Annotated in this window: 12 protein-coding genes and 4 pseudogenes; 7 read left to right on the top strand and 9 right to left on the bottom strand. The window is 70.2% G+C overall.

Annotation, left to right across the window (positions count from 1 at the left end; translation table 11 throughout):
* Positions 1-67 precede the first annotated feature (67 nt).
* The 3 genes and pseudogenes from RUMESO_RS20570 to RUMESO_RS20560 all read right to left on the bottom strand — a co-directional run bounded on the left by RUMESO_RS20570 (position 68) and on the right by RUMESO_RS20560 (position 2,462).
* Complete coding sequence (locus tag RUMESO_RS20570) at positions 68-478, bottom strand: c-type cytochrome (protein ID WP_245639363.1); 411 nt, start codon at positions 476-478, stop codon at positions 68-70.
* Between the two features lie 62 nt (positions 479-540).
* Positions 541-1,221: an ABC transporter ATP-binding protein gene (locus RUMESO_RS20565; RefSeq protein ID WP_037283115.1), complete on the bottom strand. Its 681-nt coding sequence runs from the start codon at positions 1,219-1,221 to the stop codon at positions 541-543.
* Positions 1,214-2,462: pseudogene (locus RUMESO_RS20560) on the bottom strand (lipoprotein-releasing ABC transporter permease subunit). The gene RUMESO_RS20565 and the pseudogene RUMESO_RS20560 overlap by 8 nt, the downstream one beginning before the upstream one ends.
* 149 nt (positions 2,463-2,611) lie before the next feature.
* Here RUMESO_RS20560 and RUMESO_RS20555 point away from each other — a divergent pair.
* Positions 2,612-3,286 (top strand): NADPH-dependent F420 reductase, encoded by a 675-nt coding sequence (locus RUMESO_RS20555; protein WP_037283112.1) that lies wholly within the window; start codon positions 2,612-2,614, stop codon positions 3,284-3,286.
* 4 nt (positions 3,287-3,290) lie between these two features.
* Here the strand turns inward: RUMESO_RS20555 and RUMESO_RS20550 are convergent, their stop codons facing one another.
* Entirely contained in the window at positions 3,291-4,004 is a 714-nt protein-coding gene (locus RUMESO_RS20550; protein WP_037283109.1) for a ThuA domain-containing protein, read from the bottom strand.
* Between the two features lie 120 nt (positions 4,005-4,124).
* On the opposite strand from RUMESO_RS20550, the gene RUMESO_RS20545 reads away from it, so the two are divergent.
* Positions 4,125-4,619, top strand: a complete 495-nt coding sequence (locus RUMESO_RS20545; RefSeq protein WP_037283106.1) for a DUF2243 domain-containing protein — start codon at positions 4,125-4,127, stop codon at positions 4,617-4,619.
* 3 nt (positions 4,620-4,622) lie between these two features.
* On the opposite strand, the pseudogene proS reads toward RUMESO_RS20545, so the two are convergent.
* The 3 genes and pseudogenes from proS to RUMESO_RS20530 all read right to left on the bottom strand — a co-directional run bounded on the left by proS (position 4,623) and on the right by RUMESO_RS20530 (position 7,155).
* Positions 4,623-5,959 (bottom strand): annotated as a pseudogene (gene proS / locus RUMESO_RS20540) (proline--tRNA ligase).
* A gap of 162 nt (positions 5,960-6,121) precedes the next feature.
* Complete coding sequence (locus RUMESO_RS20535; protein ID WP_051521554.1) at positions 6,122-6,553, bottom strand: hypothetical protein; 432 nt, start codon at positions 6,551-6,553, stop codon at positions 6,122-6,124.
* 161 nt (positions 6,554-6,714) lie between these two features.
* On the bottom strand, positions 6,715-7,155 hold the full coding sequence (locus RUMESO_RS20530) for a cupin domain-containing protein (RefSeq protein ID WP_051521553.1): 441 nt from the start codon (positions 7,153-7,155) through the stop codon (positions 6,715-6,717).
* Positions 7,156-7,261: 106 nt separating this feature from the next.
* Here RUMESO_RS20530 and RUMESO_RS20525 point away from each other — a divergent pair, with 106 nt between their 5' ends.
* The 5 genes and pseudogenes from RUMESO_RS20525 to RUMESO_RS20505 all read left to right on the top strand — a co-directional run bounded on the left by RUMESO_RS20525 (position 7,262) and on the right by RUMESO_RS20505 (position 13,891).
* Positions 7,262-8,203 (top strand): LysR family transcriptional regulator, encoded by a 942-nt coding sequence (locus tag RUMESO_RS20525; RefSeq protein ID WP_342670809.1) that lies wholly within the window; start codon positions 7,262-7,264, stop codon positions 8,201-8,203.
* 66 nt (positions 8,204-8,269) lie between these two features.
* A pseudogene (locus tag RUMESO_RS20520) lies at positions 8,270-9,336 on the top strand (AI-2E family transporter).
* Positions 9,333-10,088 (top strand): HdaA/DnaA family protein, encoded by a 756-nt coding sequence (locus RUMESO_RS20515; protein ID WP_082484421.1) that lies wholly within the window; start codon positions 9,333-9,335, stop codon positions 10,086-10,088. Before RUMESO_RS20520 ends, RUMESO_RS20515 begins: the two are co-directional and overlap by 4 nt.
* Before the next feature lie 24 nt (positions 10,089-10,112).
* Positions 10,113-12,274 (top strand): annotated as a pseudogene (locus RUMESO_RS20510) (RNA degradosome polyphosphate kinase).
* A gap of 60 nt (positions 12,275-12,334) precedes the next feature.
* A complete protein-coding gene (locus tag RUMESO_RS20505) occupies positions 12,335-13,891 on the top strand; it encodes a Ppx/GppA family phosphatase (RefSeq protein ID WP_082484451.1) in 1,557 nt (518 codons plus the stop codon).
* A gap of 339 nt (positions 13,892-14,230) precedes the next feature.
* On the opposite strand, the gene RUMESO_RS20500 is transcribed toward RUMESO_RS20505, so the two are convergent.
* Both RUMESO_RS20500 and RUMESO_RS20495 read right to left on the bottom strand, forming a co-directional pair.
* Positions 14,231-14,731: a hypothetical protein gene (locus RUMESO_RS20500; RefSeq protein WP_051521552.1), complete on the bottom strand. Its 501-nt coding sequence runs from the start codon at positions 14,729-14,731 to the stop codon at positions 14,231-14,233.
* A 37-nt stretch (positions 14,732-14,768) separates the two neighbouring features.
* Positions 14,769-15,770, bottom strand: coding sequence for an endonuclease/exonuclease/phosphatase family protein (locus tag RUMESO_RS20495; RefSeq protein ID WP_037283102.1), 1,002 nt, complete (start codon positions 15,768-15,770; stop codon positions 14,769-14,771).
* Positions 15,771-15,775: the final 5 nt, after the last annotated feature.

The raw sequence follows: 15,775 nt of genomic DNA, 5'->3' as shown, positions 1-15,775 counted from the left end.
CATGGCAGAAGAAGGTTGAGAAACCTTTAACGGCTGAGAAAAAGCCGAGGGGAAGCCGTACCCTGCCCTAGCCCCTCAAGGCTGCTGGATGCTCTCCAGATAGTCCGCGAGCGCGAGCAGCTTTTCCGGAATCGGGGTGCCGACGCCCGGGGTCGTCCTCCACCACGACGGTGTCGCCTAGGTCGGTCCGGCCGAACTCGGGCATGGCGGGGCTGAAGTGGGCGCCACGGGCGAAGCCGTCGATGGTGCTCATCACCCGGTCGCGGGGGAAGGTGCCGCCGTTGCGGGCAGAGATGCGGGTGAGATCGGCGGGGTGCGGATCGAGACCGGCGGCCAGAGGGCCGTTGCCGGTGGCGTCCTCGCCGTGGCAGGCGGAGCAGGACTCGAGGAAGGCCGCGCGGCCTGAGACGGGCTCGTGCGGGTCGGGCACGCAGGCCATGAGCGCCAGCGGCGCGAGGAGGATGAGGGGGCGGCGCATGGGGGCTCTTGCTCGTTCTGTCCCAGGTTCGGCTGGCGAGCTGTGAGTCGCCTTGAGGTGGATCATGCCGGAACGACGTGGCCGGCGTCGAGCCTGAGGACCCGGTCCATGCGGGCGGCGAGCTGGAGGTTGTGCGTGGCGATCAGTGCCGCGAGGCCGGTCGAGCGGACGAGGACCATGAGCGCGTCGAAGACCCGGTCCGAGGTGGCGGGGTCGAGGTTGCCCGTGGGCTCGTCGGCGAGGAGCAGGCGCGGCGCGTTGGCGAGCGCCCGGCAGAAGGCGACGCGCTGCTGCTCGCCGCCCGAGAGCTCGGCGGGGCGGTGCGTGGCGCGGTTCCGGACGCCGACTCGGTCCATGAGGTCGAGGGCGCGGGCCTCGGCCTGGGCGCGCGGGGTGCCGTGGGCGAGCTGGGGGAGCACCACGTTCTCCAGCGCCGTGAACTCGGGCAGGAGGTGGTGGAACTGGTAGACGAAGCCCACGAGGTCGCGCCGCGCCATGGTGCGACGGCGGTCGCTGAGGCGGGTCATGTCGGTGCCGTCGAGGAGCACCTGACCCGCGTCCGGCGTGTCGAGGAGGCCCGCGACGTGGAGGAGCGTGGACTTGCCCGCGCCCGAGGGGGCGACGAGGGCCACGACCTCGCCGGGGGCGACGGCGAGGTCCACGCCGCGCAGCACCTCAACGGCGGTGGGCTTGCCGGGGTTGTAGGTCTTGGTGACGCCCGAGAGCCGCAGGGTGTCACTCATAGCGCAGGGCCTCGACGGGGTTCATGCGGGCGGCGCGGCGCGCGGGGAAGAGCGTGACGACCCAGGACAGGAACAGGGACAGGGACACCGCCGAGAGCACGTCGCCCCATTCGAGCTTGGCGGGCAGGCGATAGATGCCCCGGATCGAGGGGTCCCAGACGCCCCCGCCCGAAAGGTAGTTCACGGCGGCGAAGATCGGGTCGATCCAGATGGCGAAGGCGCAGCCGAGGAGGACGCCGAGGATCGTGCCGATGGTGCCGATACTTGCCCCGCAAAGGAAGAAGACGCGCAGCACCGCGCCCTCGGTCAGGCCCATCGTGCGGAGGATGCCGATGTCGCGGCCCTTGTTCTTCACCAGCATGATGAGACCCGAGATGATGTTCATCGAGGCGATCAGCACGAGGACCGAGAGGATCACGAACATCACGTTGTCCTCGACGGTCAGCGCACTCAGGAACGCACCGGAGGAGTCCTTCCAAGTCCAGGCGAGCGTCATGGGACCGGCGGCCTGAAGGATCGCGGGGACGATCGCCTCCACGTCGTCGGGGTCGTCCAGCATGACCTCGATCTCGTCCGCGACGCCGTCGCGGTTGAAGAACTTCTGCGCCTCGGGGAGCGGCAGGTATGCGCGGGTGCGGTCGATGTCGTAGCGCCCGGCTGGTGAAGATGTAGGTCACCGTGTAGGCCGAGACGCGGGGGCTGACGCCCATCGGCGTGCGGGCGCCATCGGGCGAGATGATGCGGAGCTTGTCGCCCACCATGATGCCCAGCTCGCGCGCGACGCCGGAGCCGATGGCGATGCCCTGCGGGAAGTCGTCGAGGCTGCCTTCGGCCTCTTCCGGGTGCGCGACGCGGGGGATCGTGGCGAGGTCCTCGGGCGCGATGCCGAAGACCTCCACGCCCGAGTTGCGGCCCTGGAACGTCGCCATGACCTGCCCGCGCACGAGGGGGGCGGCGCGGGTCACGCCGGGGACCTGAGCGATCAGGTCGGCCATGGCCGAGGCGTCGGCGATGGTGGCGACCTGCCGACCGTTCGCGTCGATCTCGGGCTGCTTGTAGACCGTGACATGGGCGTTGGCGCCGAGGATCGTGTCCACGAACTCCTCGCGGAAGCCCGAGCGGACGGCGAGCGTGGCGATCAGCGCAAAGACGGCGAGGGTGACGCCGACGAGGCTGATCCAGGTCATGACCGAGACCCCGCCCTCGGCCCGCTTGGCGCGGAGGTAGCGCCAGGCGATCATCCATTCGTAGGGGCGAAGGGGCGGCTCATCCGGGGTCCTTTCGGTCGCGTGGGACCATTGCCCCCGGGCGCGGGCAAGGTCAACGCGAGGCGGCTGACGGGCGCTCACCAGTCCGCTAGCATGGCGCCGGGCCAGCACGGAGGGACGCGATGCGGATCGGGATCGTGGGCGGCGGGTCGGTGGGGCAGACGCTCGGGGCGGGCTTCGCCAAGGCGGGGCACGAGGTGGTGCTCGGCATCCGCGAGGTGACGCCCGAGACGCTGGCGCAGCCGCGCAACCAGGCCAGGACGTTGGCCGAGTGGCAGGACGAGACGGGTGCGCGGGTCGTGACCATGGAGGAGGCGGCGTGGCGCGGCGAGGCCGTGGTCAACGCCACCAACGGGGCGGGATCGCTGGAGGCGCTGCGGATCGCGGGGACCAGGAACCTCGCGGGGAAGGTGCTGATCGACGTGGCGAACCCGCTCGACTTCTCGAAGGGGATGCCGCCCTTCCTGATGGCGGAGTATTCCGGGCCGACCTCGCTGGGCGAGCAGGTTCAGGCGGCGTTCCCCGAAGCGCGGGTGGTGAAGTGCTTCAACACCGTCACGGCGTCGGTGATGACCAATCCGGGCCTCGTGCCGGGGGAGCACGACCTGTTCCTCTGCGGTGACGACGAGGCGGCCAAGGAGGCGGTGCGGGAGCTGGCCCGTGGGTTCGGGTGGAGCCGGTTCGTGGACCTGGGCGACATCAAGGGCGCGCGGGCGCAGGAGATGTTCGTGGTGATCTGGGTCCGCCTCTGGATGGTCAGCGGGGACCCGATCTTCGGCTACCGGATCGTACGGTAGCGCCTCACCAGTGGTTGCCGGGGCTCTGGAACTGATCCACCCCCTGCCCTTCGGCCAACGCCTTGCCCTTGGCCGCCCAGACGAGGCCGCGACGGAGCATTTCGTAGGGCGCTCCCTGAGCGATGACGTTCGCCTTGTGGCCCAGCGCGTTGTAGTAGACGCGGCCGAGGCCCCACTGGCGGGTCCAGACGACCGGCATCTCCACGGGGCCGTTGGGCGAGTGATACCAGCTCACCGTCGGGAAGGTCGTCCTGGCGAGGATGCGGTTCGCGGGGTCGACGTGGAGGTAGTACTGCTCCGTCGCGACCTCGAAGTCGCCGATGCCCTGAATCAGCTCGTGGTCGGGCTCGGTCATGCGGACGGTGTAGCGGACGCCATCGCCGCCGGGGTGGGCGACCCATTGGCCGCCGGTGACGAACTGCCAGAGGGGGTTGCCCCGGAAGGCGTCGCACATCCCGCCGTGGCAGCCGCCGATCCCGGTGCCGCGCGCCACCGCTTCGGAGACGTTGGTGGCCCGCTCGCGGCTCAGTTCGCTCATGGTCCAGACGGGGACGATGAGGTCGAGGGCGCGCAGCCCCTCGGCGTCGTCGAAGGCGTCGAGGGAGTCGGTCACGGTGACCTCCATCCCCTCGCCTTCCAGCATCCGGCGGAAGATGTCCGCCACGAGGTCGGGCTCGTGGCCGGCCCAGCCGCCCCAAGTGATGAGTGACTTCGTCATTCATGGTCCTCCCAGATCGGGCGCCAGAGTTTCCGAGCGGTGGCCGGAATGCAAACGGTTCGCGTGACGGGACGGTGAGTCCACCTAGGTTCCTGGTCCGATCGGAAGGGGAGCAACCGGATGGCGCTGGACGAGGACCAGGAGTTCCCGACGACCGCCGGCATCCTGCTCGGGGCGGGCCTCGGGGGATTCTTCGACGGCATCGTCCTGCATCAGGTGCTCCAGTGGCATCACATCGCCACCAGCGCGGGCTATCCGGCCGACAGCCTGGAGAACCTGAAGCTCAACACGCGTCTCGACGGACTCTTCCACGTCGTGACCTATGCCCTTGTCGCGCTGGGGCTCGCGCTGCTGTGGCGGACTGCGCGGCTACGGCATCGCTGGTGGTCGTCCCGACTCTTCGTCGGGACGCTGCTGATGGGGTTCGGGCTGTTCAACCTGGTCGAGGGAGTGGTGGACCACCAGCTTCTGGGGCTCCACCACGTCAACGAGACGGCCCCGCGCGAGCAATGGCTCTGGTGGGACCTGGGATTCCTGGCATGGGGGGCCGCCATGCTGGCCGTCGGATGGGCCTTGGTGCGGAACGGCCGCCGCGCGACGAAGCGGCCGTCCTGAGGGTCAGATGCCCTCGTAGATTTCCGCGATCCGCGCGACGGCGGCCTCGGGCGACATCTCCTCGCTCTCGCCGGTGCGGCGCGAGGTCAGCTCCACGACGCCGTTCTTGAGGCCGCGAGGGCCGACGGTGATCCGCCAGGGCAGGCCGATCAGGTCCATGGTCGCGAACTTCTCGCCCGCCCGCGCGTCGCGGTCGTCGTAGAGGATGTCGAGGCCCTTGGCCTTGAGGCTGCCGTAGAGCATCTCGCAGGCGGCGTCCGCGTCGGTGTCGCCCTGCTTGAGGTTGACGATGCCGGCGGCGAAAGGCGTCACGCCTTCGGGCCAGATGATGCCCTTGTCGTCGTGGCTGGCCTCGATGATCGCGCCGAGGAGCGCGACACGCCGATCCCGTGCGAGCCCATGTGCACCGGAACCCGCTCGCCAGTCGCCGTGGTGACGAAGGCGCCCATCGGCTCGGAATACTTGGTGCCGAAGTAGAAGATCTGGCCGACCTCGATCCCGCGCCCCACGCGGCGGCGCTCCTCGGGGATCCGGTCGAAGAGAGCGGGGTCGTGCGTCTCGTCGGTGCGGGCGTAGAGCGAGGTGAACTCGTCGCAGATGGATTGCACCTGCTCGGGGTTGCCGTAGTCCACGTCGCGGGCGCCGAGTTCCAACTCGGTCACGGCGCTGTCGTAGAAGACCTCGGATTCGCCGGTGGAGGCCAGCACCAGGAACTCGTGGGTGTTGTCGCCGCCGATGGGGCCGGAGGCGGCGCGCATCGGGATCGCGGTCAGGCCCATCCGCTCGTAAGTGCGGAGATAGCTGACCATGTGGCGGTTGTAGGCGTGGAGCGCGCCTTCCTTGTCGATGTCGAAGTTGTAGCCGTCCTTCATCAGGAACTCGCGCCCGCGCATGACGCCGAACCGGGGCCGGACCTCGTCCCGGAACTTCCACTGGATGTGGTAGAGCGTGAGCGGCAGGTCCTTGTAGCTGTTGACCCCCGAGCGGAAGATGTCGGTGATCATCTCCTCGTTGGTCGGGCCGTAGAGCATCTCGCGCTTGTGGCGGTCGGTGATGCGGAGCATCTCCTCGCCGTAGTCGTCGTAGCGGCCGGATTCGCGCCACAGCTCGGCCGACTGGAGCGTCGGCATCAGGAGCGGGATGTGCCCGGCGCGCTGCTGCTCCTCGTGGACGATCTGCTCCACGCGCTTGAGGACTTTGAAGCCGAGCGGCAGCCAGGAGTAGATGCCCGCCGACTGCTGCTTGATCATGCCCGCGCGCAGCATGTAGCGGTGCGAGACGATCTGCGCCTCCGCCGGGTTTTCCTTGAGGACGGGGAGGAAGTAGCGGGTCAGGCGCATTGCGGGTCCTAGCGGCGGGTTCCTTGGCCGCGCCGGTCTAGGGCAAGCGGACCGGCCGGGCAAGCGGCGGCCCCTCCGCAAAAGAAGCGGGCGCCGCGAGGGCGCCCGAAGTGGGGGACAGGACAGCGGAGGACGGGCGCCGGAGCGCCCGCCCGGGAAGGTTCATTCGGCGGGCGTCATCGCCGCGTCGCGGGCCATGCGCCCGGCCCGAGTCGGAGCGGTGCCGAAGCCGAACCGGACCACGGTGAACAGGAAGAGCAGCATGGACGCGGCGGTCAGCAGCGAGCCGACCTGCAGCGCGGGGATCAGCCCGTTCCGCCCGGCGATCTCGCCCGCGAGGCCGGACGCCATCGCGATGATGCCGGTGATGGCGAGCACCGCGTGGATGCGGGGAAGCCAGCCCTGCGCCGCCTGCGGCGTCAAGCGGTAATAGATGGCGAAGAGCGCCATGGTCGCCCAGCCGACGAGATTCAGGTGGGCGTGCACGGGGGCGAACTGGAACTGCTGGGCCATGCCCATCCAGATGCCGAGGCTCATGCCCGTCATCACGCAGAGCACCGCGGCCAGGAAGAAGACGAAGGGGATATCGCGCATGGAATCCTCATGAGAAATCGCAACATCAAATCGGTCATCGGGGCCGGAGGACCGGCCCCGGTAATCAGGATGCGAAATGCATCCGCGCTTCGGGGGCGATGAACACCCGGCCCCTGCCCTGCGTCAAGCCGCCGCAAGGGCCGGGTCAGGAATACCCGACCTCAGAGCGGCGGGCCGGTGAAGGTGAGGTTGTGGCGCGTGGCGCTCTCGGTGATCGGGCCCATGTCCTCGGGGATGCGGTAGGCGTTCCGCGCCATGTCGGCGAAGAAGCCCTCGAAGCCGCCGGGAGTCAGGATCACGAGGTGGCGGCACTCGGTGAGGGCCTTGAACGTATGCTCCGTCCCGCGCGGGATGAAGGCCGTCTCGCCCGGGCCCTTGCGGAAGGTCCGGCCCGCGAGCCAGAACTCCATCTCGCCCGAGAGGAGGATGAAGGTCTCGTCCTCGGCGTGATGGACGTGGCGCGGCGGGCCCGAGAGCGCGGGCGAGGTGCTGTCCACGATGCTCATGGCCCCGCCTGTCTCGGCAGTGGACAGGATGGTGCGGTAGGTGACGCCGCCCCAGTCCAGGGTCTCGGGGGCAGGGCTCGGGGGAAAATGCTTCATCTCAATCTCCGTGGTTAATTCGGCGGAACCGATGCCAAGGGAGATAACTTCGGACGAAACTTATGGAAAATGGATTGATCGTATAGTCATCATCCGTCCCATGAATATGGCGACCTTCGACTTGAACCTGCTGCGCGTGCTGGATGCGCTGCTGCGCGAGGGGTCCACCACGGCGGCCGGGCGTCGCGTCGGCCTTTCGCAGCCCGCCGTCTCGGCGGCGCTGGCGCGGCTCCGGGATGCTCTCGGCGATCCCCTCTTCGTCCGGCGGGGACCGAGGCTGGAGGCCACCGACTACGCCCGGAGCCTCGCGGTGCCGCTGCGCGAGCATCTCGATTCGCTCCAGCGGCTCCTGTCGGGGCCGGAGGCCTTCGATCCGGCGACCGCCAGCGTCAGCTTCCGAATCGCGGGGTCGGATTTCTTCGGCGAGATGCTGATGCCGGAGTTGGGGCGGACGCTGCTGGCCGAGGCGCCGGAGGTGCGGGTCCACCTCCTCGACCTCGTGCCCACGAACTACGCCGACACCCTCGACCGCTACCTCGCCGACCTCGCGCTGATCCCTCGGCAGGACGCGCCCGACTGGATCGAGTGGGAGCCGCTCTTCCATTCGAGCTTCTGCATGATCGCGCGGCGGGGGCATCCCCGGCTGGCCGGCGTCGAGCCCGGGACGCCGGTGCCGCTGGACCTGTTCTGCGAGCTGGACCATGCGCTCATGTCGCCCGAGGGGCGGACGCGGGCGATGATGGACGACGCGCTGGAGCGGGTCGGGCGGGCGCGGCGGGTGGCGATGACCCTGCCCTTCTTCGGCGGCATCTGCCGGAGCGTCGCCACGACCGACATCGTGGCGATGATTCCCGGGCAGCTCGCCCGGCACATGGCGCCCATTCTGAGGCTGGAGGTCTACAAGGCGCCCCTGCCCCTTCCCGCGCCGCTGATCGGCCTGGTCTGGCACCGTCGCGCCACGACCTCGCCCTCGCACCGCTGGCTGCGCGAGCAGGTGGCGCGCATCCTGAGACCGCTCAACGAGGGCGAGGCGAACCTGCCGGGCTGAGCCGTCCTTGCCAGCGGGCGGGGGCTCGGGCACATCTGGGCGACGGCAACAGGGAGTCGAGCCGCCATGGCGGTCACGATGGGGCAGCAGGCACGGATCTGGGGCATCGCGGCCCTGGTCTTCCTGCTGCTGCTCTGGCTGCTGGGCGACGTGCTGCTGCCCTTCGTGCTGGGGGCGATCCTGGCCTACCTGCTCGACCCGCTGGCCGACCGGCTGGAGCGGATGGGGCTCAGGCGGGTCTGGGCGGTGGTGCTCATCACCCTGACGGCGGTGCTGGCCATCGCCGGGGCCATCGTCCTCCTGATCCCGACGCTGATCGACCAGGCGACCGCGCTGGTCGCCATGACGCCCGACCTCGTCACCCGCATCAGCGAGAGGCTGCTGGAGCGATTCCCCGAGCTCACGGACGAGAGCAGCGCGCTGAGGCAGCAGATCGCGGACCTCGCGGCGGGGCTGCAGGAGCGGGCGGGGCAGCTCCTCAACACGGTGCTGACCTCGGTGTGGGGGTGCTGAACTGGCTGCTCATCGTCGTGGTGGTGCCGGTGGTGACCTTCTACCTGCTGCTCGACTGGGACGCGATGGTCGAGCGGATCGACGACCTCCTCCCGCGCGAGCACGCGCCGACGATCCGGGCGCTGATGCGCGAGAGCGACGACCGGCTCGCCGCCTTCATCCGGGGGCAGGCGCTCGTCTGCCTGATCCTGGGGACCTACTACGCGGTCGCGCTGGTCATGGTCGGGCTCAACTTCGGGCTCGTGGTCGGGGCCATCGCGGGGTTCCTGACCTTCATCCCCTATGTGGGCGCGCTGGTGGGGGGCGTGCTGGCCATCGGCCTCGCGCTCTACCAGTTCTGGGGGGACTGGGTCTGGGTGATCGCCGTCTGGGCGATCTTCCAGTCGGGGCAGTTCGTCGAGGGCAACTTCCTGACGCCCAAGCTCGTGGGCGAGCGGGTGGGCGTGCATCCGGTCTGGCTGATCTTCGCCCTGGCGGCCTTCGGTGCGCTGTTCGGCTTCCTCGGCGTGCTGGTCGCGGTGCCGGTCGCGGCGGTGATCGGGGTGCTCGTGCGGTTCGCCATCGGCAAGTACAAGCAGAGCCGCCTCTATCAGGGCACGCACGGCAACCCCCTCCCATGAGCGACGAGCAACTGAGCTTCCTGGGGGCCGAGGGCTGGCCCGAGAAACCGCGCCGCGTCACGCGGACCACCGCACCCGCACTGGACGCGGAGCAGCTCAGCTTCGACTGGGCGCTCCCCGTGGCGCTGGGGCCCGAGGACTTCTTCGTCTCGGAGGCGAATACGGACGCCCATGCCATGATCGCCGGGGGCTTGCGCTGGCCGGACGGGAAGCTTGCGCTCGTGGGGCCGGAGGGATCGGGCAAGACGCACCTGGTCCGCATCTGGCAGGGTCTGGCCGGGGCCGAGCGGCGCGACGCGCGGGATCTGTCGGGGGACCTGCCTCCACCGGGCGCGGCGGTCGCCGTCGAGGACATGGAGACCCTGCCGCGCGAGGCCGAGGCGGCGATGTTCCACCTGCACAACCACATCCTCGCCACCGGGGGCCGGCTGCTGCTGACCTCGGACCGGCCGCCGGCGCGCTGGGGGATCAGGCTCGCCGACCTCGCCTCGCGGATGCAGGCGACGACGGTCGTGCGGCTCGATTCCCCCGACGACGCGCTGATCGAGGCGCTGCTCGCCAAGCAGTTCGCGGACCGGCAACTGTTCCCCGCGCCGGGGGTGCTGGCCTTCGTGGCGCGGCGCATCGAGAGGTCCCATGCGGCGGCGGCGGCGGCGGTGGCCTCCATCGACCGGGCGAGCCTCTCGGAGGGGCGCAAGGTGAGCCTTCCGCTGGCCCGCCGGGTGCTCGACTCCGCCGAGCCGGCTGCCTAGGCTGGCGGCCCGAAGAGGACCACGATGCCCGACGCCGACTTCCTCAAGGCCCCCTTCCCCGCCCCGGTCGCGGCGCCCGCCGACATGACCGGACCCGCGCGGTTCTTCAACCGAGAGCTGTCGTGGCTGGGCTTCAACTGGCGGGTGCTGGAGGAGGCGCAGAACCCGCGCGTGCCGCTGCTGGAGCGGCTGCGGTTCCTGTCGATCTCGGCCACCAACCTCGACGAGTTCTACACGGTGCGGGTCGCGGGGCTGCGGGAATTGGCACGGGCCGGGAACGTCACGCCCTCGCCCGACGGGCTCACGCCCGCGCGGCAGTTGACGCTCATCGACGCGGAGGCGCGGCGGCTCATCGCGGCGCAGCAGGGCAACTGGGAGGGGCTGAAGGCCGAACTCGCGCGCGAGCGGATCGTGATCCTGACCCGCCAGGAGGTCGAGGACGGCGACCGGGCCTTCCTGGAGGACGTGTTCCTCAATCGGGTCTTCCCGATCCTGTCGCCGCTCGCCATCGACCCCGCGCACCCCTTCCCCTTCATCCCGAACGAGGGCTTCGCGCTGGCGCTCGCGCTCGAGCGGTCGGGCGAGCGGCGCAGCCTGCGCGCCCTGCTGCCCGTTCCGTCGCAGATCGACCGCTTCGTCGCGCTGCCCACGGCGGGGGGCACCGGTTCCTGCCGCTGGAGGAGCTGCTGCTCCTGCATCTCGACCGGCTGTTCCCGGGGTATCGGCTCACGGGGTCCTGCGCGTTCCGGGTGCTGCGGGACAGCGACATCGAGGTCGAGGACGAGGCCGAGGACCTCGTGCGCGAGTTCGAGACGGCGCTGAAGCGGCGGCGGCGGGGCGAGGTCGTGCGGCTCAAGATCACCGCCAACGCGCCGCCCTCGCTCAAGACGCTGGTCATGGACAATCTCCATGTCGAGCCGCAGGAGGTGGTCGAGGTCGACCGGATGATCGGCATCGGGAACCTCAGCGAGCTGGTGCTGGATTCGCGCCCCGACCTGCTCTGGCCGTCCTTCGTGCCGCGCGTGCCGGAGCGGGTGCAGGACCACGGGGGCGACATCTTCGCGGCGGTGCGGCAGAAGGACATGCTGCTCCACCACCCCTACGAGACCTTCGACATGGTCATCCGCTTCCTGCAGCAGGCGGCGCGCGACCCGGACGTGGTGGCGATCAAGCAGACGCTCTACCGGACGTCGCGGAACAGCCCCATCGTGGATGCCCTCATCGAGGCGGCGGAGGACGGGAAGTCCGTGACCGCGCTGGTGGAGCTCAAGGCGCGGTTTGACGAGGCGGCGAACATCCGGCAGAGCCGACGCCTGGAACGGGCGGGCGCGCATGTCGTCTACGGCTTCACCAGCCTCAAGACCCACGCGAAGATGAGCGTCGTGGTGAGGCGCGAGGGGGAGAAGCTTGTCACCTACACGCATTTCGGGACGGGGAACTACCACCCGATCACCGCGCGCATCTACACGGACCTGTCGCTCTTCTCGGTGGACGGGCGGCTCGGGCGGGATGCGACCAAGGTGTTCAACTACGTGGGCGGCTACGCCATGCCGGAGAACCTGGAGAACCTCGCCATCTCGCCCCTGACGCTGAAGCCGCGGCTCCTCGAACTGATCGCGGCGGAGGCGGAGCACGCGCGGGCGGGGCGGCCGGCGGCGATCTGGGCCAAGATGAACTCCATCATCGACGAGGACCTGATCGACGCGCTCTATGCCGCCTCCCAGGCCGGGGTGCGGATCAACCTGATCGTGCGGGGCATCTGCGGGCTGAGGCCCGGCATCGCGGGGCTGAGCGGGAACATCCGCGTCAAGTCCATCGTGGGTCGGTTCCTGGAGCACAGCCGGATCGTCTGTTTCGGGAACGGGCATGGGCTGCCGTCGCGGCGGGCGCGGGTGTTCCTGAGCTCGGCCGACTGGATGGGGCGCAACATGGACCGCCGCGTCGAGACGCTGGTCGAGGCCATGAATCCCACGGTCAAGGCGCAGATGGTCGATCAGATCATGGCGGCGAACCTCGCCGACGTGGCGAATTCCTGGGTCATGTCGCCCGACGGGAGCTTTGCCCGGGCCAGGGTCGAGGAGGACGCCTTCTCGTGCCACCGCTTCTTCATGGAGACGCCGTCGCTGTCGGGCCGGGGGTCCAAGGGGGCGGCGGATGTGCGCCCGCCGGCCCTGGGCGCCGTCTGATCCGTCGTTGACGACCGCGTGTTCCGCCCCACCTAGCGACTGCACAGGACCCTGATGCCGATGACCATGGCCCCCGACGACACCTTCCGTGCCGACGTGCCAAGGACCCCGGGCTGGGGCGCGGGACGGCCGCTGTTCGAGCCGAACGAGAGGCTGCATGTCGGCGTGATCGACGTCGGATCCAACTCGGTGCGCTTCGTGGTCTTCGACGGCGCGGCGCGGAGCCCGGCGTACTTCTACAACGAGAAGATCATGTGCGCGCTGGGCGCGGGGCTGTCGGAGACCGGCAGGCTCAATCCCAAGGGCAAGGCGCGCGCGCTGGACGCGCTCTGCCGTTTCGCGGCGCTGGCGCGGGGGATGGGGCTGCAGAGCATGATGGCGGTCGCCACCGCCGCCGTGCGCGAGGCCGAGGACGGGCCCGCCTTCGTCGAGGAGGTGGAGCGGACGACCGGCCTCTCGCTGGAGGTGATCCCGGGCGACGAGGAGGCGCGGCTCTCGGCCCAAGGGGTGCTGCTGGGCTGGCCGGGCTCCTATGGCCTCGTCTGCGACATCGGGGGCGCGTCGATGGAATTGGCCGACCTTGCCCGGGGGCAGGTGGGCCGGCGCGTGACCTCGCCTCTGGGCGGGCTCAAGCTGCAGGAGGTCAAGGGCGGGCCTAAGGCGCTGAGCAAGCACATCGCCGAGGTGATCGGCCGGCTGCACGAGGAGATGGGCGGCGAGACGGGGATGCGGCTGTTCCTCGTGGGTGGGTCCTGGCGCGCCATCGCACGGGTGGACATGCACCGGCGGGACTGGCCGCTGACCGTGCTGCACGAGTACCGCATGACCCCCGCCGCCGTGGCCGCGACGCGGGCCTACATCGCGGACAAGGATATCGAGGCCATGCGACGGCAGCTCGGCATCTCCGAGGACCGGATGGCGCTGGTGCCCGTCGCGGTGCAGGTGCTGGACGAGCTGGTGCGGGTGTTCAAGCCGAAGGACATCGCGGTGAGCTCCTACGGCATCCGCGAGGGGATGCTCTACGAGCGGATGCCCAAGGAGCTGCGGGAACGGGACCCGCTGCTCGAGGCCTGCCGGTTCCAGGAGCGGCGGGACGCAAGGCTGCCGGGCTTCGGGGAGACGCTGTTCAAGTTCGTGCTGCCGCTGTTCCCGGAGGCCGACTGGCAGCGGCGGCGCATCATCGAGGCGGCCTGCCTGCTCCACGACGTCAACTGGCGGGCGCATCCGGACTACCGGGCCGAGACCTGCGTGGACGCGGCGACGCGGGCGAACCTGGGCGGGGTCAAGCACGAGGAGCGGGTCTATATCGGGCTCGCGCTGCTCTACCGCTACTCCTCGCGCCGCGAGGGGACGCGGTTCGACGCGTTGTTCAAGCTGCTCTCGGATGCCGACGCCAAGGAGGCGGAGGTGCTGGGGCGCGCGATGCGGCTGGGGGCCATGCTGTGGCTGGGGGCGCACGACGCGCCGGGGGCCTTCCTGTGGAAGCCCGAGAGGAAGGCGCTGACGCTGAGCCTCGAGAACCGGGCGCGGCCGCTCTTCGGCGAGGTCGCGCAGGCACGGCTCAAGGCGCTCGGGCAGGCGATGGGGGCCGAGGCGCGGGTCGTCTTCGCGGACTAGGGGCGTGGTGGTCACTGGGGTCTCCGAAGGCCGGGGATGCGGCCCGGGCCTTGTCTGATCTGTTGCGAATCAGGATGCCGGAGAGAGGTTAACGAATTGTGGGACCTGCGTTCGGTGGGGGGCTGGGGGACGCAACACCCCGAGGGTAAGAGCCTGGATTGACAGGTGAAGTCCCCCGGCGGGGGTCGTTGCGCGGCCCAGTAGGGTGCGCTTCAGCGCACCGCTTGGCCGTGGCCTATGCGATTCGGGCAGGGGTCGGCTCCGAGCGAAGCCGATGCTCCAGGATGCCCTGATGAACGGTGCGCTGAAGCGCACCCTACGGTAGCAGGGCAGCCTCTGTCACAACTCCATGTCGCGGCTGGGGTCGATGTGGAGCTGGTTGTCGGGCTCCGCCTCGGGCGGGGGGCGCGTCCAGGGGGCGGCCTCGTCGTCGGGCTCGCTCGGCGCCGGGGCGCGCAAGGTCGGCTCGGAGGGCGCGGGCTCGGACTCGTCCGGGGTGGCCTCGGCCGGCTGCCAGGGCGGGGCGTCGGCGCGGCGGCGGAAGACGATGTCGCCGTTGGGGAGGATCTCGGGCGGCTCGTAGTAGGTGACGGAGTCGATCTGGCCCACCACCTCGGCGAAGGCGGGGCCCATCTCGTCCAGGAAGGCCTGGAGCGCGGCGAGGTGCTGGACGGTGATGCCGGCCAGCTCCTGCAGGGGCGGCTGCACGTCCTCGAGGAGGCCGCGCAGGAAGAGGTTGGCGCCTTCGCGCAGGAGGTCGTTGCCGTCGTCGGAGGAGTCCTGGGCATGGCCCGCGAGCGGGGCCGCGACCAGCGCGGCGGCGAGGATGAGGCGTCTCATGCGGCGCAATATAGCGCCGATGGACCCGTCCCCCAAGTCACAGGTCGATGTCGAGCGTGACCGGGAAGTGGTCGGAGGCGTGCAGGAGCGCGCGGCGGAGGGCTTCGTCCGCCCAGCATTCGGGGTCGTCGAAGGGGTGCCAGATGCGCCAGGCGGGCTTCCTGGCGCGCAGGTCGGGCGAGACCATGACGTAGTCGAGGAGCGCCGAGAGCCAGCGGCCGTCGGGGGGCACGCGGAAGCGGGCGGTGGTGGGCGAGGCGGCGGTGGGGCCGCAGAGCGCGAGGCGGGCGTGGGGGTCGTAAAGGTGGACGGCGCCCTTCTCGCCCATGACGATCTCGACGCCGGAGCGGCCAAAGACCTCCTCCTGGTCGTCGAGGCCGGGGCCGTCGTTGAAGTCGCCGAGCACGATCAGCGGGTCGCGGGCGGCGAGGTGGCGGTCCACGCGGGCGCGCAGCCAGACGCATTGGGCGAGTTGCTTGCGGCGGTTCTCCAGCGCGATGCGGGCGGCCTGGGCCTCGTTGCGGGCGCCGTGGGGGGCCTTGGACTTGGCGTGGACGCCGATGAGGCGCAGGACGGAGCCCTTCGTGGTCAGGGCCTCGATCTCGAGGGGGGGCTTGGACCAGATGATCGGGTCGGGCGGGTTGCCGTTGAAGCCGACCCGGTAGGTGCCGTCGAAGCGCGGCGGGTCGCCGCCCTGGGGGTCGTGGCGGACGGTCAGGACGGCGGGGTCGTAGAGGAGCGCGATCTCCTGCTGGGAGTTGGAGTGGAAGCCCATCAGGACCTCGCGGGTGCGGAGACCCATGACCTTGGCGAAGACCTCCAGGGCCGGGGTGCCGTCGCGGGCGCGGTGGCGGGCGTCGGGGGCCTCGACCACGAGGATCGCGTCGGCGTCGAGGGCGCGGAAGACGTGGCCCAGGCCCTGCGTCTGCTCGGCGCGGGTCACGCCCTCGCGCCCGCCGCGGCCTTCGTCATTCCAAAGGCGGGCGTGGTCGTCGAAGAGGTGGTCGAACCACTGACAGTTGTAGGTCGCGATCCTCAAGATTC

Origin of the sequence: Rubellimicrobium mesophilum DSM 19309 (genome assembly GCF_000600335.2) — a bacterium.
Lineage (GTDB): Bacteria > Pseudomonadota > Alphaproteobacteria > Rhodobacterales > Rhodobacteraceae > Rubellimicrobium > Rubellimicrobium mesophilum.
The sequence above is the reverse complement of the archived record's forward strand: the minus strand, read 5'-3'. Positions and strand labels throughout refer to the sequence as shown.